Origin of the sequence: Halobacillus yeomjeoni (assembly GCF_020171525.1) — a bacterium.
GTDB classification, from domain to species: domain Bacteria; phylum Bacillota; class Bacilli; order Bacillales; family Halobacillaceae; genus Halobacillus; species Halobacillus yeomjeoni.
Map to the genome: position 1 here is coordinate 848,122 of NZ_JAIVAI010000001.1, position 24,502 is coordinate 872,623.

23 protein-coding genes are annotated in these 24,502 nt (G+C 45.2%); all 23 read right to left on the reverse strand.

Going from position 1 to position 24,502, the window contains the following annotated elements; translation table 11 throughout:
- Positions 1–105: 105 nt before the first annotated feature.
- Positions 106–1,047, reverse strand: coding sequence for a bifunctional riboflavin kinase/FAD synthetase (locus LCL89_RS04370; RefSeq protein WP_224807998.1), 942 nt, complete (start codon positions 1,045–1,047; stop codon positions 106–108).
- 27 nt (positions 1,048–1,074) lie between these two features.
- On the reverse strand, positions 1,075–1,971 hold the full coding sequence (truB, locus tag LCL89_RS04375; RefSeq protein WP_224808000.1) for a tRNA pseudouridine(55) synthase TruB: 897 nt from the start codon (positions 1,969–1,971) through the stop codon (positions 1,075–1,077).
- A 76-nt stretch (positions 1,972–2,047) separates the two neighbouring features.
- Positions 2,048–2,398: a 30S ribosome-binding factor RbfA gene (gene rbfA / locus LCL89_RS04380; protein WP_197315937.1), complete on the reverse strand. Its 351-nt coding sequence runs from the start codon at positions 2,396–2,398 to the stop codon at positions 2,048–2,050.
- 27 nt (positions 2,399–2,425) lie between these two features.
- Positions 2,426–2,704 carry a DUF503 domain-containing protein gene (locus LCL89_RS04385; RefSeq protein WP_197315936.1) on the reverse strand — a complete coding sequence of 93 codons (279 nt, stop codon included), beginning with the start codon at positions 2,702–2,704 and terminating at the stop codon, positions 2,426–2,428.
- On the reverse strand, positions 2,701–4,773 hold the full coding sequence (infB, locus tag LCL89_RS04390; RefSeq protein ID WP_224808002.1) for a translation initiation factor IF-2: 2,073 nt from the start codon (positions 4,771–4,773) through the stop codon (positions 2,701–2,703). Before infB ends, LCL89_RS04385 begins: the two co-directional genes overlap by 4 nt.
- 4 nt (positions 4,774–4,777) lie before the next feature.
- Positions 4,778–5,092 (reverse strand): YlxQ family RNA-binding protein, encoded by a 315-nt coding sequence (locus tag LCL89_RS04395; protein WP_224808004.1) that lies wholly within the window; start codon positions 5,090–5,092, stop codon positions 4,778–4,780.
- Positions 5,089–5,364: an RNase P modulator RnpM gene (gene rnpM, locus LCL89_RS04400; protein WP_197315933.1), complete on the reverse strand. Its 276-nt coding sequence runs from the start codon at positions 5,362–5,364 to the stop codon at positions 5,089–5,091. Before rnpM ends, LCL89_RS04395 begins: the two co-directional genes overlap by 4 nt.
- Before the next feature lie 12 nt (positions 5,365–5,376).
- Complete coding sequence (gene nusA, locus LCL89_RS04405; protein ID WP_224808006.1) at positions 5,377–6,483, reverse strand: transcription termination factor NusA; 1,107 nt, start codon at positions 6,481–6,483, stop codon at positions 5,377–5,379.
- A gap of 13 nt (positions 6,484–6,496) precedes the next feature.
- On the reverse strand, positions 6,497–6,970 hold the full coding sequence (gene rimP, locus LCL89_RS04410; protein WP_197315931.1) for a ribosome maturation factor RimP: 474 nt from the start codon (positions 6,968–6,970) through the stop codon (positions 6,497–6,499).
- A 381-nt stretch (positions 6,971–7,351) separates the two neighbouring features.
- On the reverse strand, positions 7,352–11,644 hold the full coding sequence (locus tag LCL89_RS04415; protein ID WP_224809578.1) for a PolC-type DNA polymerase III: 4,293 nt from the start codon (positions 11,642–11,644) through the stop codon (positions 7,352–7,354).
- Between the two features lie 95 nt (positions 11,645–11,739).
- Entirely contained in the window at positions 11,740–13,443 is a 1,704-nt protein-coding gene (locus LCL89_RS04420) for a proline--tRNA ligase (RefSeq protein WP_224808008.1), read from the reverse strand.
- A 206-nt stretch (positions 13,444–13,649) separates the two neighbouring features.
- Entirely contained in the window at positions 13,650–14,906 is a 1,257-nt protein-coding gene (rseP, locus tag LCL89_RS04425) for an RIP metalloprotease RseP (RefSeq protein ID WP_224808016.1), read from the reverse strand.
- Between the two features lie 202 nt (positions 14,907–15,108).
- The gene (gene dxr, locus LCL89_RS04430; RefSeq protein WP_224808018.1) at positions 15,109–16,254 is read right to left on the reverse strand and encodes a 1-deoxy-D-xylulose-5-phosphate reductoisomerase; all 1,146 of its coding nucleotides are present in this window, start codon (positions 16,252–16,254) and stop codon (positions 15,109–15,111) included.
- 74 nt (positions 16,255–16,328) lie between these two features.
- Positions 16,329–17,126 carry a phosphatidate cytidylyltransferase gene (locus tag LCL89_RS04435; protein WP_197315927.1) on the reverse strand — a complete coding sequence of 266 codons (798 nt, stop codon included), beginning with the start codon at positions 17,124–17,126 and terminating at the stop codon, positions 16,329–16,331.
- Positions 17,127–17,138: 12 nt separating this feature from the next.
- Positions 17,139–17,906, reverse strand: coding sequence for an isoprenyl transferase (locus LCL89_RS04440; protein ID WP_224808021.1), 768 nt, complete (start codon positions 17,904–17,906; stop codon positions 17,139–17,141).
- A 181-nt stretch (positions 17,907–18,087) separates the two neighbouring features.
- Positions 18,088–18,645, reverse strand: a complete 558-nt coding sequence (gene frr / locus LCL89_RS04445; protein ID WP_197315925.1) for a ribosome recycling factor — start codon at positions 18,643–18,645, stop codon at positions 18,088–18,090.
- Positions 18,646–18,647: 2 nt separating this feature from the next.
- Positions 18,648–19,370 (reverse strand): UMP kinase, encoded by a 723-nt coding sequence (gene pyrH, locus LCL89_RS04450; protein ID WP_197315924.1) that lies wholly within the window; start codon positions 19,368–19,370, stop codon positions 18,648–18,650.
- Between the two features lie 107 nt (positions 19,371–19,477).
- Complete coding sequence (tsf, locus tag LCL89_RS04455; protein WP_224808023.1) at positions 19,478–20,362, reverse strand: translation elongation factor Ts; 885 nt, start codon at positions 20,360–20,362, stop codon at positions 19,478–19,480.
- Positions 20,363–20,467: 105 nt separating this feature from the next.
- Positions 20,468–21,199 (reverse strand): 30S ribosomal protein S2, encoded by a 732-nt coding sequence (rpsB, locus tag LCL89_RS04460; protein WP_197315922.1) that lies wholly within the window; start codon positions 21,197–21,199, stop codon positions 20,468–20,470.
- A 154-nt stretch (positions 21,200–21,353) separates the two neighbouring features.
- Complete coding sequence (locus LCL89_RS04465) at positions 21,354–21,995, reverse strand: hypothetical protein (RefSeq protein ID WP_224808025.1); 642 nt, start codon at positions 21,993–21,995, stop codon at positions 21,354–21,356.
- A gap of 10 nt (positions 21,996–22,005) precedes the next feature.
- Positions 22,006–22,299 carry a hypothetical protein gene (locus LCL89_RS04470; protein WP_224808027.1) on the reverse strand — a complete coding sequence of 98 codons (294 nt, stop codon included), beginning with the start codon at positions 22,297–22,299 and terminating at the stop codon, positions 22,006–22,008.
- Between the two features lie 16 nt (positions 22,300–22,315).
- The gene (locus tag LCL89_RS04475) at positions 22,316–23,686 is read right to left on the reverse strand and encodes a DUF342 domain-containing protein (protein WP_224808029.1); all 1,371 of its coding nucleotides are present in this window, start codon (positions 23,684–23,686) and stop codon (positions 22,316–22,318) included.
- 15 nt (positions 23,687–23,701) lie between these two features.
- The gene (locus LCL89_RS04480; protein ID WP_224808031.1) at positions 23,702–24,481 is read right to left on the reverse strand and encodes a FliA/WhiG family RNA polymerase sigma factor; all 780 of its coding nucleotides are present in this window, start codon (positions 24,479–24,481) and stop codon (positions 23,702–23,704) included.
- Between the last annotated feature and the right edge of the window lie 21 nt (positions 24,482–24,502).

Below are 24,502 nucleotides of genomic sequence, written 5' to 3' on the forward strand. Positions count from 1 at the left end.
ATATTAAATTCCCTATCGCCGAGCGGACGTCGGAGTCTCGCTCCGCCAAGCGAAGGTTCCATACTAAAGCGTACATTTTTTTGGGCTGAAATGCAAGGAAAACCTTCAATTTTTGCGGAAAAAATCGCGGATTGTCGCTTCGTCCTGTTTCAGTTGTTTGATCAATTCTTCCACACCATTGAATTTCTGCTCATCGCGGATCATTCTATGAAAATGAACCTTCAAAGTCTGGTCATAGAGATCTTCATCGACATCAAACAGATGTACTTCCAGATTCGGCTGATCGGCGGTTTCATGGAAGGTCGGTTTTACGCCTAAATTCGCCATTCCATAATAAGTGAAATCTTTATGATCGACAGATACGGCATAAACTCCGACCTTCGGAATATAGTAGTCCGGGCTCACATCCACATTGGCAGTCGGAAAACCGATCGTTCGCCCGCGCCGGTCCCCTTGGATGACATTTCCTGTGACCGTGAACGTACGGCCGAGAAGCTGATTCACTTCTTCAACCTCACCTCGGTCCAATAACGAGCGGATCCGGGTGGAACTGATTTTCTCTTCATCTTTTTCCACTTTTTTAATCACGGTCTGCTCCAACCTGCCTTTGGCGAATTCCGGCAGGTTATCCATAGATCCCTGCCCTTTATGACCATAGCTGAAATCAAAGCCGGCTACGACATGTTCCACGTGGAGACCGACGAAAAACTCATCCACGAACTTTTGCGGGGATAAGGAAGCAAGGGACTGGTCGAAAGTGATGACAAATAGATAATCGATTCCCATATCTTCCAGGATCTCCTGTTTGAGAGGCAGTGGAGTAATATAGTGGGCGTGCTGTTTTTCTTTTTTCAAAACGACAGAAGGATGAGGATCGAACGTCATGACAGCACTTTTCAAACCTTGCTCCTGCGCTTCGCTTTTAGCGGTCTCAATCACTTGCTGGTGCCCGCGGTGGACCCCGTCAAAAAAACCGACGGCTGCAACGCTCGGGTCCAGTTTAAGGTCTTTGGTCCTCGAAGACTCAGTAAGACGAAACGTTTTCAATTCACTCACCTGCTTTGCTGCTTAGTATCAAAACACACGTACGGGTTTCACCTTGCCAGCTTTACTCGGATGTGGTTGGTAAATGGCCAATACTTCTCCATTACATTGGACTGTGAAGACATCCGCCTTCACATGTTCCGGCTCATCCAGTACCCGTCCATGCTTGATCAATGGTTTAAGATCTTCATTCACCGTCCATGTCGCCAAGTGGGATAAGCCTTTCGATATAGGAAGAAGCAGTTGTTCACCGTGCCCTTCATCGACTTTTTGCTGTACCTCGTCGAATGTATAACAATCCGCTCTCTCGATATCAGCGGTCCGTGTTCGGACCAGTGTATCCATATGTGCAGGGTAGCCTAACGCCTGTCCTATATCTACACAGAGGGTGCGTATATATGTACCTTTAGAGCACACGACCCGGATAGAAAAAGTTGCTGTGCCCTCTTCATGGTGAACCTCATCACTCAGTAGAGTCAATTCTTTGATCGTCACTTGACGTTCCGGTCGATCCACTTCCAATCCTTCTCTTGCATACTCATAAAGTTTTTTTCCTTTCACTTTGACTGCTGAGTACATCGGAGGTACTTGAGTGATTTCCCCTCGGAATCCTTCAAGTATTTGTTCGATTTCCTCCAGCTGTAAGGAAGGATTTACTTGTTCTGTGGCAAGGACTTCTCCAGTCGCATCTTCTGTTTCTGTGGAAAACCCGAGTTTCACCTTCGCTTCATACACTTTATCCGTATCCGTCAGAAATGGAACGATTTTCGTCGCTTTCCCGACACAAAGTGGAAGCACCCCTTCGACATCAGGGTCCAGCGTACCGGTGTGACCGATTTTTTTCGTCCTTAACATTCCACGTGCTTTACTGACACAATCGTGGGATGTAAATCCTTTCGGCTTCCATAATGGAAGTATACCATCCATAAATTCCACCTCAAACTTCAAGTAAGATTGGATACAGATAGAATCCGTGCTCCAATGAGCACGGATTCCAAGTCTCTTAGCTGTCTGTATCGTTAAGGTCACGAAGGATCGTTTCAATGCGGTTCCCTCGTTCGACGGCTTCGTCCACCTCAAACATGATTTCAGGTGTTTTGCGAAGACGAATCCGCTGACCGATTTCTGAACGGATGAACCCTTTCGCTTTGGCGAGACCTACCAGGGTATCATGCTTCTGTTTGTCATCTCCTAAGACGGAAATGTACACTTTGGCCTGCTGAAGATCTCCGGTCACTTTGACTTCTGTTACCGTAACGAAGCCGACACGTGGATCTTTGATTTTTTTACTGATGATGTCACTCATCTCTTTTTTCATTTGCTCTCCGACACGGTTAGCACGTAAATCATTCATGTTTCTTCACCTCTTCTAAACAAAACGTCACAGCCATTCCAGAACTGTATCAGCACGCTCCAGTTCTGGAAATGAATCGATAAAAGAAAGCGTTCTTTGTATCGTTTGTTCAGCTATGACTTTATCACTGGCTACCGTCACTATTCCAATACAAGTACGCTGCCAGAGGTTTTGATAGTCCAACTCACTGACTGAAACGTTGAAATCGTTTTGGATTCTAGTGATCACTCGTTTTAAAACGGAGCGTTTTTCCTTTAAAGACTGCGCGTCATAGATGATGCATTCCACCTCAGCGCTTAAGATCATGTGCGTTCGACTTCTTGCATTTCATAAGGTTCGATGATGTCTCCGACTTTGATGTCGTTGAAGTTCTTGATTGTAATTCCACACTCATATCCTTGCATTACTTCTTTCGCATCATCTTTATAACGTTTCAGTGCATCGATTTCACCTTCATAAATGACGACGCCATCACGGATGACACGGATACCGGAATTACGTGTGACTTTTCCTTCTGTTACATAAGAACCAGCGATGGTACCGACTTTAGAAACTTTGAAGATATCACGAACTTCGACTTGTCCGATGATTTTCTCTTCAAATACAGGATCAAGCATCCCTTTCATAGCCGCTTCGATTTCTTCCATCACTTTATAGATGATGTTGTGCAGACGAATTTCAACGTCTTCAGATTCAGCTGCTTTTCTAGCATTCCCGTCTGGACGTACGTTGAAACCGATGATGATTCCATTAGAAGCGGATGCAAGTGTGACGTCGGATTCTGTGATCGCACCGACACCCGTGTGGATGATTTTCACTTTCACGCCTTCCACGTCGATCTTTTCAAGAGATCCTGCCAATGCTTCGACAGACCCTTGTACGTCACCTTTGATGATCAGGTTGATGTCTTTGATGTCGCCTTGTTTGATCTGTTCGAAAAGATCATCCAGGCTTACTTTTGCGTTGGCACTACGGTTCTCTTCCAGCTGTTTCTGTGCACGAGCTTCACCGACAGAACGAGCTTTCTTCTCATCTTCAAAGACAAGGAAACGATCGCCCGCCTGCGGTACGTTGTTCAGTCCCGTGATTTCAACCGGCGTAGACGGACCTGCCACTTTGACACGGCGTCCGATATCATTGACCATCGCACGTACACGACCGAATGTATTTCCTACGACCAGGGAGTCACTGACATTCAGAGTACCGTTCTGTACAAGAAGCGTCGCAACAGGGCCGCGGCCTTTATCAAGCTCAGCCTCAATGACCGTACCGTATGCCGGACGGTTCGGATTCGCTTTCAATTCTTCCATTTCAGATACAAGGACGATCATCTCTAGAAGTTCATCGATTCCTTCGCCTTGGACAGCAGACATTTTGACGAAAATCGTCTCTCCACCGTAATCTTCAGAAATCAATTCATACTCCATCAGTTCCTGCATGACACGGTCAGGGTTCGCCCCTTCTTTGTCCATCTTGTTGACAGCAACGATGATCGGAACACCTGCTGCTTTCGCGTGACTGATCGCTTCTTTCGTCTGTGGCATGACGCCATCATCCGCTGCTACGACTAGAATAGCGATGTCTGTGACCTGAGCACCGCGGGAACGCATGCTTGTGAATGCCGCGTGACCTGGTGTATCCAGGAATGTAATCTTCTTATCATTTTCTTCAATCTGGTAAGCACCGATGTGCTGGGTGATTCCACCAGCTTCACCCTCTGTAACTTTCGTATCACGGATACGATCGAGCAATGTCGTTTTACCGTGGTCGACGTGACCCATGATGGTAACGACTGCCGGGCGCTCCTGCAAGTCTGCTGGATCATCTTCGAAGGTCATGTTTTCAATATCCGTTTCATCAACGATGACTTCTTCTTCTACTTCAACGCCGAACTCTTCACAGATCAGTTCAATGGAATCTGGGTCCAGGTCTTGGTTTTTCGTAGCCATGACACCAAGGAACATCAATTTCTTGATGATTTCAGAGGAATCTTTATTCAGCTTTTCAGCAAGTTCGCCGACCGTCAAGCTGCCGGAATAAGTAACTTTTTCCGGTGTCTGTTTTTTGTTCTTTTTCGGCGGCTGCTGTTGCTGTTGGTTTTGGTTGTTTCTTTGTTTATTTCTGTTGTTCTTTTGATTCGCAGGCTTTTGATTGTTCTTGTTAGAAGACTTCTTCTCATTTTTAGGTTTGTTATCCTGTTTCTTTTCAGGAGCCTTCTCTTTACCGAATGTCTGGTCCAGCTTCTTCGCTACATCATCATCCAATGTAGACATATGGTTTGAAACCTCTACATTCATTTCTTTGAGTTGATTGATAACTTGTTTGCTTGTTACTTCGTTCTTTTTGGCATATTCATATACGCGCATTTTACTCATATGTTCACCCCCGAATAGATTCATCGAGTAGCGATTGCAACTTTTTCGCAAATCCTTGGTCAAGAACTGCGATCGCGACTCTCCCTGCTTTTCCAATGGCGTGTGATAATGTTTCTCGATCATCCACCACATAGCAAGGTATATGATAGAAGCTGCACTTATCTGTGAGCTTCTTTTTCGTTTGTTTCCCCGTATCTTCTGCTATGAGCACGAGCTTTGCTCTGTTTTTTTGGATATCCCGGACGATTGCCTCTTCTCCGAGCGTGCATTTTCCCGCCCGCATCGCAAGTCCGAGCAGATTCAAGTAGCGTTGGCTCATTGTGGCTCGTCCTGGACTTTCTTTTTTAATTGTTCATAAATCTCAGGTTCCACTTGTGCATTCAAATGACGGTTCAAAATGTTTTGCTTCTCCGCTTGTTCGATGACGTCCAAGTCTTTGGAAAGATAAGCGCCTCGGCCGTTCTTCTTTCCGGAGTCATCTACAAAGACTTCTCCCTCTTTGTTACGGACGATTCGTATCAATTGTTTCTTAGGCAGCATTTCCTGTGTCACTACGCATTTGCGCAGTGGTTGTTTTTTAGAACGGGACAATTGGACCCCTCCTTACTCTTCAGACCATTCTTCTTCAGTTTCAAAATCGTCTTCTACTGCTGCGTCTTCACTTAACAAACCTTGCTCTCGAGCTTCACTTTCACTCTTGATATCAATCTTCCAGCCTGTCAGTTTCGCAGCAAGACGAGCATTTTGTCCCCGTTTACCAATGGCCAGCGACAGTTGATAATCCGGTACAATGACTGTCGTCGCTTTCTCTTCTTCGTCCACCAGTACTTCAACGACTTTGGACGGGCTCAGAGCATTGGATACATATTCGACCGGATCTTCAGAGAATTGAACGATATCGATCTTTTCACCTTTCAATTCGTTGACGATCGCTTGTACCCTTTGTCCACGCTGTCCTACACAAGAACCGACCGGATCGATTTCCTGATCTTCTGCATAAACGGAAATCTTCGAACGGTCACCAGCTTCACGGGCAACGGACATCACTTCTACTGTTCCATCGTAAATCTCTGGTACTTCCATTTCGAATAGACGCTTAAGCAGTCCTGGATGTGTACGTGACACGTAAATATGAGGTCCTTTGTTGCTGTTTTCCACTTTTGTGACAAAAACTTTCAAACGGTCATGGACTTCATAGGTTTCCGTCGGCATTTGTTCGCCCTCAGGAAGTCTTGCTTCAATTTTACCTAGATTCACATAAACGAAGCGTGGGTCTTTTCGTTGGATGATCCCAGTCATGACGTCTTCTTCACGATCCACATACTCCCCATAAATGATGCCGCGCTCTGCTTCACGTACACGTTGAGTAACGACCTGTTTTGCGGCTTGAGCTGCAATGCGGCCAAAATCCATCGGTGTAACCTCAACTTCGATTACATCCTCGACTTCATAGTTAGGATCGATTTCCTTCGCATTTTCAAGGGAAATTTCCTGCTGCGGGTCCATGACCTCTTCAACAATGTCTTTCCTTGCGAAGACTTTCATTGTTCCTTCTTCTTCATTGATATCCACGCGTACATTCGTCGCAGAATTGAAGTTTTTCTTATAAGCACTGATCAACGCTGCTTCAAGCGCCTCCAGCAATAGGTTCTTGTCGATGCCTTTTTCCTTTTCCAAATAATTCATGGCATCAAATAGTTCACTACTCAACAGTTTCTCCCCCTTAATTGAACGTAACAGCCAAGTTCGCCTTCGCGATTTTTTCGAACGGAACTTCAAGCTGTTTTTTACGTGTTTTGATTCGAATTTCAACGACGGCTGTTTCATTTTCAAAAGAAACGAGCGTACCTTCGAATTCTTTTTCCCCATCAATCGGCTCATATAGTTTCATATAAACATGTTCGCCGACATATTTCTCAAAGTCTTTTTGTGTCTTCAATGGACGCTCGGCTCCCGGTGAGGAGACATCCAAGAAATAGGCCATATCAATGGGATCTTCCTCATCGAGCTTCTCGCTCAATTTTTCGTTGACGATCCCGCACTCTTCGATATCCACACCGCCTGGTTTATCGATGAATACACGCAGAAACCAGTCCTGGCCCTCTTTTTTATATTCGATATCAACGAGTTCTAAATTCATTTCATCTAAAATAGGTTGAACCAGCTTTTCTGTGACGGATGTGACATGATTGCTCATGCTCTTTCCCTCCTTTTTTACGATTTTCTCCAATTAATCGCGATTTTAATACGATATCCACTTGTTCATCTTGTCGTTAAGTATGGATCAAAGGAAAAAGATGGGCCCGATAGATGTCCACGGAAAACCGCTATGACAAGAATCATAGCGGTTCGGTCGCGCGGCCACTCCGGCCCTTATCAATCAAATCTTTCCTGACTAACATCAGCGCTGAATATAGACGAAAGAGTGGGTTGCCCCACTCTTTCGGTCCGTTCCTATCGCTCTTGTCACCATAAAAAATATACCATAGTTGCTTATTTTATGCAACTGACAAAGGGAGGCGCTGAATCACTCCAGCATCAGCCCCCTCTTTTTTAGCTTGTCAGGTTGTATCTATGATCAGAAAAGGGAAAGTTGGTTTTCATCCGGCATGCCTTCGAGACAGCCGAAGTCATCCAGATATTCAAGCACTGTCTTCGAGATCCGGCTTCGTTCACGTAAGTCCTGCTTCGAGAGGAATTCCCCTTCTTCCCTTGCATTCACGATGTTGATGGCGGCATTCGTTCCGAGGCCGTCGACCGCGTTGAATGGAGGAATCAGTTCGTTTCCATCTACGATGAAGTTCGTAGCGCTCGACCGGTAAAGGTCCACGTTTTTGAATCCATAGCCTCGTTGACACATTTCCAGAGAGAGCTCAAGCACAGTCATCAAGTTCTTCTCTTTTGGTGTGGCGTCGAGTCCCTTGGCCTGTATTTCCTCAATACGCTTTCGGATGGCATCTGCGCCTTTGACCATCGTATCCAGTTCAAAGTCGCTTGCACGTACCGTAAAGTATGCGGCATAGAAATAGATCGGATAATGTACTTTGAAGTAAGCGATTCTAACAGCCATCAGTACATAGGCTGCCGCGTGTGCTTTCGGGAACATGTACTTGATTTTTTTACAAGAATCAATGTACCAGTCCGGGACGCCGTGCTTCTTCATTTCCTCGATCCATTCATCCTGCAGGCCACGCCCTTTACGGACGAATTCCATGATTTTGAAGGCAAGGGAAGGTTCAAGACCTTTATGAAGCAGATAGACCATGATGTCATCACGACACCCGATTACTTCGGGGAGTGTACATATGCCGTCATTGATCAGCTGATCCGCGTTTCCGAGCCATACGTCAGTCCCGTGGGACAGGCCGGAAATGATGACAAGTTCAGCGAATGTACTCGGTTTGGTATCCTCAAGCATCTGCCTTACGAATCGTGTACCGAACTCAGGGACCCCGAGTGTTCCGGTTTTACACAAAATTTGGTCTGCTGTCACTCCTAAAGCTTCAGGACCACTGAAAATCTTCATGACTTCCGGGTCATCGACCGGTATTTCTTTTTGGTCGATTCCGCTCAAATCCTGAAGCATACGGATCATCGTCGGATCATCGTGTCCGAGGATATCGAGCTTCAGTAAGTTATCATGGATGGAATGGAAATCAAAGTGAGTCGTCCGCCACTCTGACTTCGTATCATCTGCCGGGAATTGAATAGGAGAAAAGTCGAAGATCTCCATATCATCCGGCACTACGATGATACCACCCGGGTGCTGACCAGTCGTCCGCTTGACGCCCGTACAACCTTGTACGAGACGGTCGACTTCTGCGTTTTTATATTGGATCTGGTGGTCACCAGCATATCCTTTTACATATCCATAAGCGGTCTTCTCAGCAATCGTACCGATCGTACCCGCACGGAAGACGTTATCTTCACCGAACAGTTCTTTCGTGTAATTGTGGGCACGAGGCTGGTATTCCCCTGAGAAGTTCAAATCGATATCGGGAACCTTATCCCCTTTGAAACCAAGGAAGGTTTCGAAAGGAATGTCCTGACCATCTTTTTTCATCGGCGTCTCGCATTTCGGACAGGCTTTTTCCGGAAGATCAAAACCACTACCGACGGAGCCGTCATTGAAAAACTCGTGGTACTGACAGGAAGGACACACGTAATGTGGCGGCAGCGGGTTCACCTCTGTAATGTCCGTCATCGTCGCAACGAAAGATGAACCGACAGAACCACGGGAACCTACAAGATAGCCGTCTTCCAGTGACTTGGTCACGAGTTTTTGTGAAATCAGATAAATGACGGCGAAACCGTGTCCGATGATACTGGCCAGCTCTTTCTCCAAACGTTTTTCTACAAGTTCAGGAAGCGGAGCACCATAGATGCTTTCTGCTTTCCTGTAACTCATCTCACGAATCTCCTGGTCGGCTCCTTCGATATTCGGAGTGAAAAGATCTTCTTTGACAGGTGTGACTTCGCCGATGCGGGATTTGATCTCATGGGTGTTCGTCACGACCAACTCTTTCGCCTTTTCTTTCCCCAGGAAACTCAATTCTTCGATCATTTCATTCGTCGTCTTGAAATGGACGTCAGGCAGCGTCTGGCGATTCAAAGGATTTCCGTTTTGAGAGGAAATCAAAATCTGGCGGTATTGACGTTCATGGGGATCCACGTAGTGGGCGTTCCCTGTAGCCACCACCGTCTTTCCTAAACGCTCTCCCATCGCCACAAGTCGTTTCAGAATATCATAAATCTGTGCTTCATTCTGGACCAGGTCTTTTTCAATCAAGTGCTTATAGTTGCCCGGGGGCTGTATTTCAATATAATCGTAAAAGTCCGCCGTTTTTTCAGCTTCTTCTTCTGATTTCTGCATCATCGTCTCGAACACTTCGCCCTTGTCACAGCCGCTTCCGACCAGAATGCCTTCTCGAAGCTTGGAAAGGCGGGAGCGTGGGATCCGGGGAACCCGGTAAAAGTAATTCACATGCGATTCCGACACAAGACGGTACATGTTTTTCAACCCCGTACTGTTCGTCGCAAGCAATGTACAGTGGGAAGGTCGTGAACGTTGATACGCTTTCCCTTCTCCCATGTAATCATTCAAATTCTTGTGATTGGTGATTCCGCGTTCAATCGCCTTCTTCAACAATTTCCAAAGAAGATAACCGGTCGCTTCAGCGTCATAAATCGCCCGGTGGTGCTGGGTAAGTTCGATATCGAACTTCTTACAAAGGGTGTTCAAACGGTGGTTTTTCAATTCGGGTACAAGCAGACGTGCGAGTTCCAGTGTATCGATGACTGGGTTTTTCGACTTTTCATAATCGATGGCCTGAAACCCGGCGTTCAAGAAACCCATATCGAAACTGGCGTTGTGGGCAACGAGAATATCGTTTTCCATCCATTTATGGAAGTCTTTCAACACATCTTCGATTTCCGGTGCATCCCTCACCATGTCATCCGTAATTCCGGTCAAGTCCACAGTCGTCTGGGAAAGTGGCTGGTGAGGATTGGCAAACGATTCGAAGCGGTCGATGATTTCGCCGCCCTGAACCTTGACGGCTGCAAGCTCAATGATCTTGTCATAAACTGCTGAAAGTCCGGTTGTCTCAACGTCAAACACGACGTACGTGTCGGATTCGAGGTCACGATCCTGTTCTTCATAAGCGATGGGTACGCCATCATCGACAAGGTTGGCTTCCATGCCGTATATGATTTGGATTCCGTTTTTTTCACCGGCTGAATGTGCTTCAGGATACGCCTGCACGACAGCGTGGTCCGTAATGGCGATGGCCTCATGTCCCCACTCCGCGGCTTTACTTATCAGACGTGAAGGGGCAACGGGTGCATCCATTTGACTCATTGTGGTATGGGCATGCAGCTCGATCCGCTTCTCCCCTTCAGGAGCATCATCTTTTCTGAGATTCGGTTTGAATTCATTGATATCATTCGCCATCATCGTCAGTTCATGAGTGAAGTTATCGGTCTGGATCGTTCCACGTGCTTTGATCCACATCCCTTTTTGAATTTGTTTGAACATCTCTGCATGATCGTCTCCGCGGGAAAACATCTTGATGGAGAAGGAATCCGTGTAATCGGTCGCTTTAAGCAGCAGCAAGTGCCTGCCAGAGCGCAGTTCTTTCACTTCGACATCAAAAACGTAACCTTGGACGATTTTCCGGCGTTCTTCTTCCTGGATGTTTTCCATCGGTTCTGCATCCTCTTGGATCTTATAACCGATTTCCACCGGACCTTTCGGCTTGTCATCGCCTTTATCTTTGGCACGTTCTTCCTGCTCTTTCACAGCTTGCTGGACGAGAATTTTATCTTCTTTCTGACGTTCTTCCTGGAACTTCTTGATTTGTTCCTGCTCTTCCTTCACTTCTGTCGAAAGCATCAATGGAGGAAGTCCGCAGCTTAGACAAAAGTTCTGCAGTGGCTGTTCCAGCTTTTTCTTGACCGCATGACTCTCAGCTAAGTTTCTACAAGTTAACATAATCTTATTTCCGGTAACTTCAGGTTTCTGCTCCATCAATAGATCTTTGTAGCTCGGAGTCAAATTGGTCATCGTTTTGATGAAGCCCTGCCAGTATTCGATGATATCCTGAGCATCGACTTCTTTGTTCTCCGTTTCTATCGTCCAGTGCACTTCTGCAATGGAACGGAACGTGCTTTTGAGCTTTGCAGAAAATAACTCATAGACGGAGGGTGGCAGAGGCTTCGGCATCCAAAAATGGAAGTGCCACTCCTTCTTTTCACGATAGACCACCAATTTTTTCATTGTACTTTCTTTGAAATGAGGTTCAATCAGATCATGTGGGAATTGGATTTGCTCCAATAAATAATGCATTTTTTCCTGATTGCTGACACCCAATGTGATTCCTCCTCCCGTTTCCCCTGTTTCAATTCCGCTCATGAGTATACCCTTGCTCCTAGTTAACCAGCAAGGGTATCCATTCGGGACTTATTTCAGGATGTATACCAATTTTTTATATAATCGACGATTTCTGATTGATTCAACTCATCTTGTTCACCTGTCGACCGTTCTTTGACTTCTACAATCCCTTCAGAAGCTTTCTTGCCTACCGTGATGCGGACAGGGACACCGAACAAGTCGCTGTCAGCGAATTTGACACCGGCACGTTCTTTACGGTCGTCATATAGAACTTCAATTCCAGCGTCCAGTAATGTCTCATAAATCTCATCCGCCAATTGCTTTTGATCTTCTTTTTTAGGATTCATAGAAAGTAAGTGTACTTGATAAGGGGCGATATTTTTCGGCCAGGTGATTCCACGGTCATCGTGATACTGCTCTACGATTGCCGCAAGCGTTCGGGATACGCCGATTCCATAAGAACCCATGATCATCGTCTTCGCTTTCCCTTGATCGTTCAGGAAGGTCGCATTCATACGCTCTGAGTAAAACTCTCCAAGTTTGAAGACGTGTCCGACTTCGATTCCACGAGCAAATTTGATGACACCTTCCCCGTCCGGACTCGGATCGCCTTCTTCGATAAAGCGGAGGTCTGCATACTGCGTCACTTCAAAATCGTTACCTGGTGTGACATTGGTAAAGTGATACCCTTCCTCATTCGCTCCACAGGAAACGTTGACTAAGGATTCGACAGCAAAGTCAGCGATGACATCGACTTCTTCTGGTACGTCGATCGGTCCAAGAGAACCGAAGCCGGTACCAAGTAAGCGTTTTGTATCTTCTTCACTTGCCAGTTCAACCATGTCTGCGTCATAAACGTTCTTTACTTTCACATCATTCACTTCATGATCTCCACGCGTCACAACCATGACGAAACGTTCATCCACCTGGAATAGCAGTGATTTAAGACCTTTGGCCAGATCATGTCCAAGATAATCAGCGACATCCTTCATTGTTTTTTGCCCCGGTGTCGCCACTTTTTCTTTTTCTTTAGGTTGTTCCGTGGACTTTTCGTACGTCTTTACAACCGGAGCCATTTCAATGTTAGCTGCATAGCGGGACGTATCTGAATAAGCGATGACGTCTTCTCCGACTTCAGAAAGCACCATGAATTCATGGGTGTCTTTACCACCCATCGCTCCAGAGTCCGCGATGACGGCACGGAAATTCAAGCCGCAGCGTCTGAATACGTTGGAGTAGGCCTCGAACATTTTGTCATAGGTTTCATCGAGGCTCCCATAAGAATCATTGAAAGAATAAGCATCCTTCATCAAGAATTCACGGCCTCTCAAAAGCCCGAAGCGAGGACGCGCTTCATCCCGGAATTTATTTTGAATTTGGAAAACCGTCAATGGAAGCTGTTTGTAACTTTTCACTTCATTCCTGACTAAGCTGGTAATCACTTCTTCATGAGTCGCTCCAAGTGCAAACTCGCGCTGATGACGATCGTTGATCCGCATCAATTCAGAACCGAACGTCGTCCAACGGCCTGTCTCTTTCCATAGTTCAGATGGCTCCAAAGCAGGCATGATCATTTCATGCGCTCCGATCTTCTCCATTTCTTCACGGACGATATCTTCGACCTTCTTCAATACCCGGCGGCCGATCGGCAGGAAGCTGTAGATTCCTGAAGCGATTTGGCGTATGTATCCCGCACGTACGAGAAGCTGATGACTTTTAATCTCAGCATCGGCTGGGTTTTCTTTCAGTGTTGGAATTAGCATTGTACTTTGTCTCATGTACTCGCACCTCTATTCTTTGAATTGAAAAGCATAAGCGCCCTTGTGAGACAGGAACAGCATAAGCAAAACCACGATGCGGCTTTTCAGCCACACGATGGTTTTGCTTATGAATCATTGTCCGGGCGCTGAAGCTGATTGATCATTTTAAACAAGCTGGAAGCCTAAGGAGAGCTGTCGTCTCAAATGGCTTCCAGCTCTTCATTTTACAAAAATAGTCGTTGGATGTCATTCCAAGTGACGACGAGCATCAACAGCATCAGTAATGCGAAACCGATGAAGTGGACGATCCCTTCTTTTTGTGGATCGATCGGTTTGCCTCGCACGCCTTCAAGTCCTACAAATAAAAGACGTCCCCCATCAAGGGCTGGCAATGGAAGCAAGTTGACGATACCTAAGTTGATACTTAAAATGGCCGTCCACATCATGAAGTTGGTGAATCCGGTCCGGACAACCTGATCCGTAGCGTCGTAAATGCCTACAGGACCTGAAAGCATATCAAGAGAAAATTGTCCTGTGACAAGCTTTCCTAAGTTGGTCAGTATCAGTGCAGACCATTCATACGTCTGTGTGAATCCAAAGGTCAGTTTTTTGACGAAGGAATCTTCAAATGCGCGGGCTACACCAACCTGGCCGATCGTTTGATCCTGGCTTTCGATGGCTGCCGGGGTCACCTGGATGTTTTCGTTCTGTCCTTCCCTTTCTACAGTCAGGGAAATTTCCTTATCCGGGTGTTCCCGGACGATGAACGTAAACTCTTCCCATGTGGAGACGGGTTCTCCATCGATGGCTACGATCCGGTCGCCTGCCATCAAACCGGCTTTCTCGGCTGGAGAATCGGCTTGGATTTTTCCTAATTCCGCTTCATCCGAAGGAACACCTTGAATGAATCCTAAAATCATGAAAAGGACGATCGCCAATACGAAGTTCATCAATGGGCCTGCAAATAACTGCATCGCACGCTGTGGTACCGTCTTCGATGAAAACTGACGGTCATAAGGAGCGATTTGAGTTTCTTTTTCGTCCATGACGAACATCGCTTTTGGATCGACTTCAAAAAACAATTTTTCATCTTCATCAATTTCATAACCTTCGATGACAAGACGGTGATCCAGATCTGCTCTCTCAACTTCAATGACCCGGGCATGAGGATGCTTCGATTTATTGTTGACGATGATTTTGCTCACTTTACCGTCTGCGTTGAATTCCAAACCGACGTGATGACCGGCTTTCAACTCAACCAGTTCAGGGTCTTCTCCTGCGACTCTCACATAACCGCCGATCGGCAGCAGACGAATCGTGTACAACGTTTCATTTTTTGTAAATGCAAAGATCTTCGGTCCGAAACCGATGGCGAACTCACGAGCAAGCATACCGGCCCGTTTTGCAAAAATGAGATGCCCCCACTCATGCACAAAGACGAGTAAACCGAACATGAGTATAAATGCAATCACTGTAGTCAATTGAAGCACCTTCCTTTTAGTTTAGCTCTGTTAATCTCAACTGTTGCTTTCATAAAGGTAAAAAATCAAGGAGCCGGAGAAGATGGTGCACTTGCTGATATCACAGGTAAGCCTCCACGTTTTACTGCGGGAGCTCTCCCGCTTTTACCGCAGGAGCCTCTCCATTTCCACCGCCTCCTTCTGACGTCATGGAACATTGTCTTTAATTTAAATGGAAACGGACACGATTTCTTGTTTCCTCATCAATAGAAAGTATGGTAGACAAGTCCGGGTTATGAATCCGATCGTGATTTTCCAAAGCTTGTTCAATCCTTTTTTCAATATCCAGGAAAGATATTTTCCCTTCCAGGAACAACTGAACTGCTTCTTCATTTGCTGCGTTCAATACAGTGGTCATGGAACCACCGGCCCGTCCAGCTTCATAGGCCATACGCAGACACGGGAAACGCTCCATATCCATTTTTTCAAAATGTATTGTGGCGATTTCTTCAAGATCAAGCTGTTTGGTCATCGGCAGATCCAGCCGGTCCGGGTAGGTCAATGCATATTGGATAGGTACTTTCATATCCGGAGTTCCAAGCTGTGCCATGACACTCCGATCGACGTATTCAACCATCGAATGGATGACACTTTCTCTATGAAGAATAACATGAATCCGGTCATAGGGTACATCAAAAAGCCAGTGAGCTTCGATGACTTCCAACCCTTTATTCATCATGGAAGCAGAGTCGATGGTGATCTTTGCACCCATACTCCAGTTTGGGTGATTCAGTGCATCTTTAACCGTCACACCGACAAGTTCTTCTCTCGTTTTGTCACGGAAACTTCCTCCCGAAGCGGTGATGATCAATTTGTGGATGTCACTTTTCTTTTCCCCGTTCAGTGACTGATAAATCGCAGAGTGCTCACTATCGACCGGAAGCAGTTCCACACCATATTTCTTCGCTTCTGACATGACGAGATGGCCTGCCGTGACTAACGTTTCTTTATTGGCGATAGCGATGATTTTCTTCGCCTGGATCGCTTTCAATGTAGCAGGAAGGCCGATACTACCCATGACAGCGTTGACCACGACATCGACCGGATCAGCGACACTTGCTTCTACCAGTCCTCCACGTCCGCTCAGAATGAGATCGTGATCGATTTGTTTCGATAGTTTTTCTTTCGTTTCTTCGTCTTGAACGACGATCATCTTCGGTTGAAACTCTTGGATCAAAGGTAAAGCCTTTTCAATATTCCGCCCGAAAGCAAGGGCATATACGGAAAATTCATCAGGGTGCAGACGAATCACATCCAGTGTTTGAACGCCGATCGATCCTGTCGCCCCGAGTAATGCAATTTGTTTCATGATCCCTTCTCCTTTCAGGATGGCTATGACCCTCCCTCATTGTATCTCTGGGAGATGGTCATCAGAGCATAGTATTAAATAAAGTTGATTAGATGAAGGATCGGTAAAATGAAGATCAAACTGTCAAATCGATCTAAAACTCCCCCGTGACCCGGGAGAATCTTTCCCGAGTCTTTGACGGCGTAATGCCTTTTGAACGCTGATTCAACAAGGTCTCCAATCTGGCCTGCGATTGAAATAAGAACCGTTACCACAAGAACAATCAGCATTGAATGATCAAGAGGGGCGACCAGTTGGAAGATCACAGCGGTGATACACGCGAGCACGATCCCGCCGACAGATCCTTCAATCGTTTTTTTAGGACTGATTTGCGGCCATAGTTTGTTTTTACCAAAGGCACGTCCGAATAGATAGGCTCCTGTATCCGTCGCCCAGACGACGAATAAGGCAAAGAATAAATATTCCAGGCCCCCATCTCTCGTTTCGATCAAATAATTGAATCCCATTCCGATGTAGATGACGGATATGAGTAAAAAACCGGCATCATCGAATGTGAAACGGTTTTTTACGAGTACGGTATAACTCAACAGGACCAGGACCGCAAGCAGTGTAATTTCGGATTTTGTTATCAGTTCTGTAATATCGATATCAAACTTCATCAAATGTTTGTAAGGGAACATGAGTGCCCACATCAATAATAACCCTAACCCGGAAGCGACCGAGTATCGGGAGATTTTTTTCATACGGATCAGCTCAAGCAGTGCGATACTTGCAATCACATAGACGAAGAGCTGAAATACCCAGCCTCCGAAAATGACGATCGGTAAGAATATCAGTGCCGCTACTACGGCTGTGATCGTTCTTTGCTTCATAACTTTCCACCCTTATACCCCGCCATATCGGCGTTTACGGTTTTGATAATCATATAATGCTTTTTCAAAATGACTTTCATCGAAGTCCGGCCAATATACTTCAGTAAACCAAAACTCTGCGTAAGCGAGCTGCCAGAGCAGGAAATTGCTCAACCGCTGCTCCCCGCTCGTCCGAATCAACAAGTCTGGTTCGATCAAGTCTGATGTGTACAATTGGGAGGAGAAGAGATCCTCTGTAATATCACACGAAGTAAGCTCCCCATCCTCAACTTTCGCTGCTATTTGCTTCACTGCATTGACCATTTCGAACCGACTTCCGTAATTCAGTGCAAAGTTCAAGATCAGGCCGTCGTTGTGCTTCGTTCGCTCAATCGCTTCATCGACAGCTTTCTGTGTGTGGGGAGGAAGGACATCGAAATCCCCAATGGTTCTGACTTGAACATTTTTTTCAATGAGTTCAGGCAAATATGTATTTAAAAAGTCCACAGGGAGCTTCATTAAGAACTCGACTTCATTCTTTGGACGCTTCCAGTTTTCAGTGGAGAAGGCATAGAGAGTCAGCACTTTGACGCCGATACCAGAGGCGTGGCTGACGATTTTCTTCACCACATTCATTCCTTCTTTATGGCCGGCAATCCGTGGCATTCCTCGGTTTTTGGCCCACCTTCCATTCCCATCCATGATGATCGCTACGTGTTCCGGAAGCTGATTATAATCAAGACCCACCGTTTGAGGAACGGGTTGTTTTTTATTTTTAGTAAATGGAAACTTGATTGGCATGTTTAATCCTCCAGTGCGTTTGTTCCATCTTTCTATTATATACTATTATCCTACACCATGCCTCCCCTTTCGTGAAAGGTATAGCGAGGAAATGTTGTTCGGAAGGAAGGTCAGCTGCAAAATAAAAACCGCGCTGCCAAACATCTACAGCGCGGCTTTATACACCTTATGGCATATCGAATTATACTTCCATGATTTCTTCTTCCTTGGTTTTCGCAAGCTTGTCGATTTTGTCGACATGCTGATCTGTCGCTTTTTGGACGTCGTCCTGATAAGAGCGTAGTTCGTCTTCAGTCAATTCTCCGTCTTTCTCAAGCTTCTTCAGACGGTCGTTGGATTCACGACGGATGTTACGAACCTGCACTTTCGCTTCTTCAGCATAGCGGCCGACGACTTTAGACAAGTCTTTACGACGCTCTTCTGTCAAGGCAGGAATGTTGATACGCACAATATTTCCATCACTGGAAGGTGATAAGCCAAGATCCGCTTTTTGAATGGCTTTTTCAATTTCAGCGATCGCAGACTTGTCATACGGTGTGATGACAAGCAGACGAGGTTCTGGTGCAGAAACCTGAGCCAGTTGGTTCAATGGCGTAGCAGCACCATAGTAATCCACATAGACATTATCCAAAATGTTCGGTTTAGCACGGCCTGCTCTTACTGTAGCAAGCTGACGAGAGAAAGCTTGGACTGCTTGCTCCATTTGTTGTTTCGTTTCATTAATCACGGCATCTGACATGATTATTTCCCCCTTACAATTGTTCCTATATTTTCGCCCATTACGGCTTTTTTGATATTACCTTCTTCAGTTATAGAGAATACCAGTAAATCGATGTCGTTGTCCATACATAAGGAAGAAGCAGTGGAATCCATGACTCCAAGTCCTTCGTTCAATACGTCCATGTAAGAGAGCTGATCGTATTTCTTGGCGTCTTGATTGATTTTCGGATCATCCGTATAAACACCATCTACATTGTTCTTCGCCATCAAGATGACATCAGCCTCCACTTCAGCAGCACGTAGTGCAGCCGTTGTATCTGTGGAGAAGTATGGATTCCCAGTTCCTGCAGCAAAGATCACGACGCGTTTTTTCTCAAGATGACGGATCGCTTTTCTGCGGATATAAGGCTCTGCGACCTGCCTCATTTCAATAGAAGTCTGCACACGGGTTGGAATACCCAAGTTTTCTAAACTATCTTGGAGAGCAAGTGAGTTCATCACTGTAGCCAGCATACCCATGTAATCGGCATTCGCCCGGTCCATTCCCATTTCAGCTCCGACTTTTCCGCGCCAAATATTGCCGCCTCCGACGACTACGGCGACTTCCACACCGAGTTCGGCCACTTCTTTTACCTGACGTGAGACGGATTGGATGATGCTTGGTTCAAGGCCGTAACCAGCTTCCCCACTCAAAGCCTCTCCACTTAGTTTTAGTACAATACGACGATAGCGAGCAGTAGTCATAGTAACCTCCCGTGTTTTTCATTTCTTCTTGGTGAATTTGTGCTGTATGTAGCATCATTTTTGAAAATAGGGAACACGCTGAAGGTGTCCCCTATTCCAAAACATCATTATTTTTTAACTTGGCTCATGACTTCATCAGCAAAGTTTTCTTCGCGTTTTTCCATGCCTTCGCCAACTTCGAAACGGTCGAAACCAGTGATCTTACCACCAGTAGATTCAACGAATTTCTTCACTTTTTGGTCAGGATCTTTAACGAAGTCCTGTTCAAGCAGGCAGATCTCTTGGAAGAACTTGTTCAGACGGCCTTCTACCATTTTTTCAACGATATTTTCAGGCTTTCCTTCGTTCAATGCTTGTGTTTTAAGCATTTCACGCTCGCTGTTCACTTCTTCTTCAGAGATTTGATCTTGAGATAGGTAACGAGGGTTGACAGCTGCTACGTGCATAGCAACGTCTTTAGCCGCCTGCTCGTCTGTAGATCCTTCAAGAACTGTAAGGACACCGATGTTACCACCCATGTGAAGGTAAGCACCGAATGCGTCGTTATCAGTTTTCTCTTTGATTACGAAACGACGTAGAGAAATCTTTTCACCGATCTTAGCGACTCTCTCAGTGATGTAGTCGTTAAGAACTTCTCCCTCACCGTGCAGCTTCTGTTGAAGAGCTTCTTCGACAGTTGCAGGCTTTTGAGAAAGCAGGTGCTGACCTAGGTCTTCAAGCAGTTGTTTGAACTGATCGTTCTTCGTTACGAAGTCTGTTTCACAGTTCACTTCGAAAAGCACAGCTGTGTTTCCGGAAACTTTGATTGCTGCAGAACCTTCAGCAGCAATACGGTCTGCTTTTTTAGCAGCTTTGGAGATTCCTTTTTCACGAAGCCAATCGACAGCCTTTTCCATGTCGCCGTCAGTTTCAGTTAGTGCTTTTTTACAATCCATCATTCCAGCACCAGTTTTTTCACGAAGTTCTTTTACCATTTTAGCAGTTACAGCCATTTGAAAGCCTCCTTAATAAATAAACGAATGATTCTGGACGATCATGTCCTTTTTCTTTTAAAAAAGGTGATAAAAGGTATACCCCCTTATCACCTTTGAACACTCTTACTCAGCAGCTGTTTCTACTTCTGCTTCTTCAGTTGTTTCAGTTTCTTCCCCTTGCTTCGCTTCAAGAACAGCGTCTGCCATCTTGGAAGTAAGCAATTTAACCGCGCGGATTGCGTCGTCGTTCGCTGGGATCACATAGTCGATTTCATCTGGATCACAGTTTGTGTCGACGATTCCTACGACAGGGATGTTTAGTTTATGAGCTTCAGCAATAGCGATACGCTCTTTACGAGGGTCGATGACGAACATTGCATCTGGTAGACCCTTCATTTCTTTAATACCGCCTAGGAATTTCTCAAGACGATCTTTCTGCTTAAGCAGGTCCATGACTTCTTTTTTAGGAAGTACATCGAACGTACCGTCTTCTTCCATGCGCTCAATGTCTTTAAGACGGTTGATACGCTTACGGATTGTGTCAAAGTTAGTCAATGTTCCACCCAACCAACGCTGGTTGATGTAGTACATGCCGCAACGAGTTGCTTCGTCACGTACTGTATCTTGTGCTTGTTTCTTCGTTCCTACGAAAAGGATGTTTCCGCCGTTTTCGGCTACCTCTCTTACGTAGTTGAACGCTTCATCCACCTTTTTAACTGTTTTTTGCAGGTCGATGATGTAAATTCCGTTACGCTCCGTGAAGATGTATTTTTTCATCTTCGGGTTCCAGCGACGGGTTTGGTGTCCGAAATGAACACCAGCTTCTAGTAGCTGTTTCATAGAAATAACTGACATGATAGTTCCTCCTGTTTGGTTTTTTTAGTATCCTCCGCCTCGTTCATCTCTTTCTACAAACTCTTGTCCAAGAGCAACCTGTAGAAAAATCCGAAGGCGTGTGTATTGACACCGACAGTAAATATACCACAACCCCATCCTTCTATCAAGGTGTTCAGAGATTTTTTTGGTGGAATTTTAATAGAAGTTCCACCTCTGTTTTACCCCGGTCCAATTTTTTTGCGATTTCATCTATAGAATATCCCCTGTTTTTCATATCCATGATCTGCGACTGGATCGAAGGTTGGTATCCACCCATTTGTTCTGGTTCCGGTGGGGAGTATTCCGACGCAGGGGATTCCCCTTGAATATTCCTGGGTCTCTTTGGAGTCGGCGGAGTGTATTCTTCCTGAACGTCCCTGGGCCTATTTGAAGTCGGCGGGACATATTCTTCCTGAACATCCCTGGATCTATTCGAAACCGGCGGAACATACTCTTCCTGAACATCTCTTGTTCTCCTTGGGATAGACGGGGGTGTATACCCCTCCGCTTCAAGACCTGAGCTCCTGGAATGCGCTGTAAAAGAATAGGAACGGTGTTCAGGCTGTGAATCAGCCTTGAGCATTTCACTCATCTTCTGATTTTCCTCTTTGATTTCGGTCAAATAGGAAGTGAATAAATCCTCAATTTCACGCGCTACTTCATTTTGTCTCAACTCTAATTCTTCTGTCTTTTTGATTTTGGTCATCAACGTAAAAAGTCCGATGATCAGTACCCCATCAATGATAAAACTAAGTACCAATAAAAAAATCGTCATTTAAATTCAATCACCCACTGTAATCAATCTTTTTCCCTAAAAAAGGATGTTCCAAGCTTTGTTCTTCCTTTTTCTTTCCATTGTTTCGTACATAAGGGAGGTTACTGGACTCTTCTCCTAATCTTCTATCCTCCACATTGTCCTGTTCATTTACGGTTTGCCGCTTCTTCTCATCTGTTTTTCTCTGTTCCTGGCTGATCATCTGCTGCATTGTAGGGTTTCGTTGGGCGATCTGTTCCTGAAGTTTGGCTGCGTCCAGTACTCGTGGCAAGGCGACTTGCAGTTCAACAGATTTCCAACTCATTCCTACACGCCCTCTCTTATGTATGATTCGGTTTGATGACGATTCTACCTTCTTCTAAAACAGCAAGAGCATACTTGTATTCACGGTGAATCCTTCGACTTTCTTTACCGAAGGATAATTGGACATTTCCAAACAAGCGATGGTTGGCTTTAATAAAGCAATTTTGATTATCGCCTTTGGTGGCATTCACAGATTTCAATTCTTCTTGGATGGAAGTGATATCTTTGTTCAACTTTTCTATTGAACTTACAATTCTTACGAAGGTCAGCTGTTGATCTCCCTGCAGCTTCCCTTGCACTTTCTTGATTTCTTTTATTTTATCACGAATCGTCACAAGCTTCTTCATTTCATTATTCTTTGTTTCAAGGTCTTTAATGAGAGCTGATTTTTTCTCTTCTGCAATGAAGACATTTTCAATATGAATACTCGTAGCGACATTCATAGAATTACCGATCTCTTTCGCCTCTATATTGAATCCTGCCCGAATACTCCCCCCGATGATATTCCCTCTCTGGCAGAATACACGCTCCTCAGCGTGGCAGTGGCTGTGAGTAATCGAGTTTTCCACAAATAGGTCTTGTCCGGCCGTGACATGCGCCTGATTGATATATCCCGTCCTAACATCCAGAGCAGCATTGACATTCGCTCTTCCAAGGCCTGATATTCCCTCGGTTATAAAAATGGAGCCATTTGCATCTAAATGGGCTCCTTCAACAGTTCCATTAACCGTAATATCCCCTTTCGCTTTTACGCGATAGCCCGTGGGAACATCTCCATTGATGACTACCGAACCGATGAAATCGACGTTGCCGACTTTCATATCCAAGTCCCCATGAACCTGGAAAACAGGCTGAACACGAATGAAACGTTCATCTGTATGCAGTCTGCCATCTACTTGAGCGTAAAAACAACGGTCTGTTTCATTATAGATAGTATTTTTACCTGCCCGGACTTTAGGCATCTTTCCTTTTAAAGGCTCGATCACCTGCCCTAATACATTCTTTCCGGGCTTTCCATCCGTCGGCGGGTGCAGTCTTGCAATTTTTTCATTTTCTACGACGGACGGAATTGAAAGTACGTCCCGAAAATTTACTTTATCATGGTTATCAATCTTCGGATGATATTCTTTTTCGAATTCCACACTCCCGTCTACACCGCTTACTGCTTTTTCACCTGAAGCGATGACAGAAGGGAACGTGAATGTATCCGGGGAGTTCACCAATTGCTCTACCTTTTCATTCAAGATACCAAAAACGATCCCCTTTTCTTTTAATGCATCCATTACTTCTTCTGTGGTCACATTGTTATCGAAATGCGAAGTTTTATTGATTTTTCCTTCCATTTTATCATGAGATATGGACACGAGGAATTTTTTGGGATTTTCCATGGTGTATCCCCCTTATCATTGAGAGTAAACGATGTCTTTCAGGGCATCTTTCAGTTTGAAAATCGCTTTTGCATGAATTTGAGAAATTCTTGATGTCGTCAGCTCCATGACCTGGCCTATTTCTGTGAGCGTCAGTTCCTCATGGTAAAAAAGAGTGATGACCATCTGTTCTTTTTCATTCAGTGCCTGGATCTGATCAGCCAATTCATTCAAGTTTTCCGTTTTTATGACGGAATCAGAAGGTGACATCGTCTGATGATCGGGAATGGAATAACCGATTCCCTCTTTATGTTCATCGCCTGAATCTTTCGGTTTCTCTTCCATGGAAAGGACATTCGCATACAGGGAATCTTTGACGGTTTCTTCCACTTCTTCCGGTGTCAAGTCCAATTCTTTGGCGATTTCCTTGGAAGTCGCAGGTCGAAGATATTTCTGTTCTAATGCCTCTGCCACTTGTTCGATTTTTTTCGTTTTATCCCTCACTGACCGTGGAAGCCAGTCCTCTTTCCTCAACCCATCAATAATGGAACCTCTGATTCGGAATGAGGCATATGTATCGAATTTAAGGTCGCGTTCCGTGTCAAACTTTTTCAAGGCATCATACAATCCATACATCCCAAGACTTCTTACATCGTCTTTACTAACACTTCTAGGTAAATGTGCAGAAATCCTCTGCACATGATAATTCACTAAATACTCATACATATGCACCAATTCATTCGCAGACTCTCCATCACGCTTATTCGTCCATTCATCCCATAATTTTTGTTCGTGAGGAGATAAACAGTTTGCCATCAATATCCTCCTCCGTCCTTA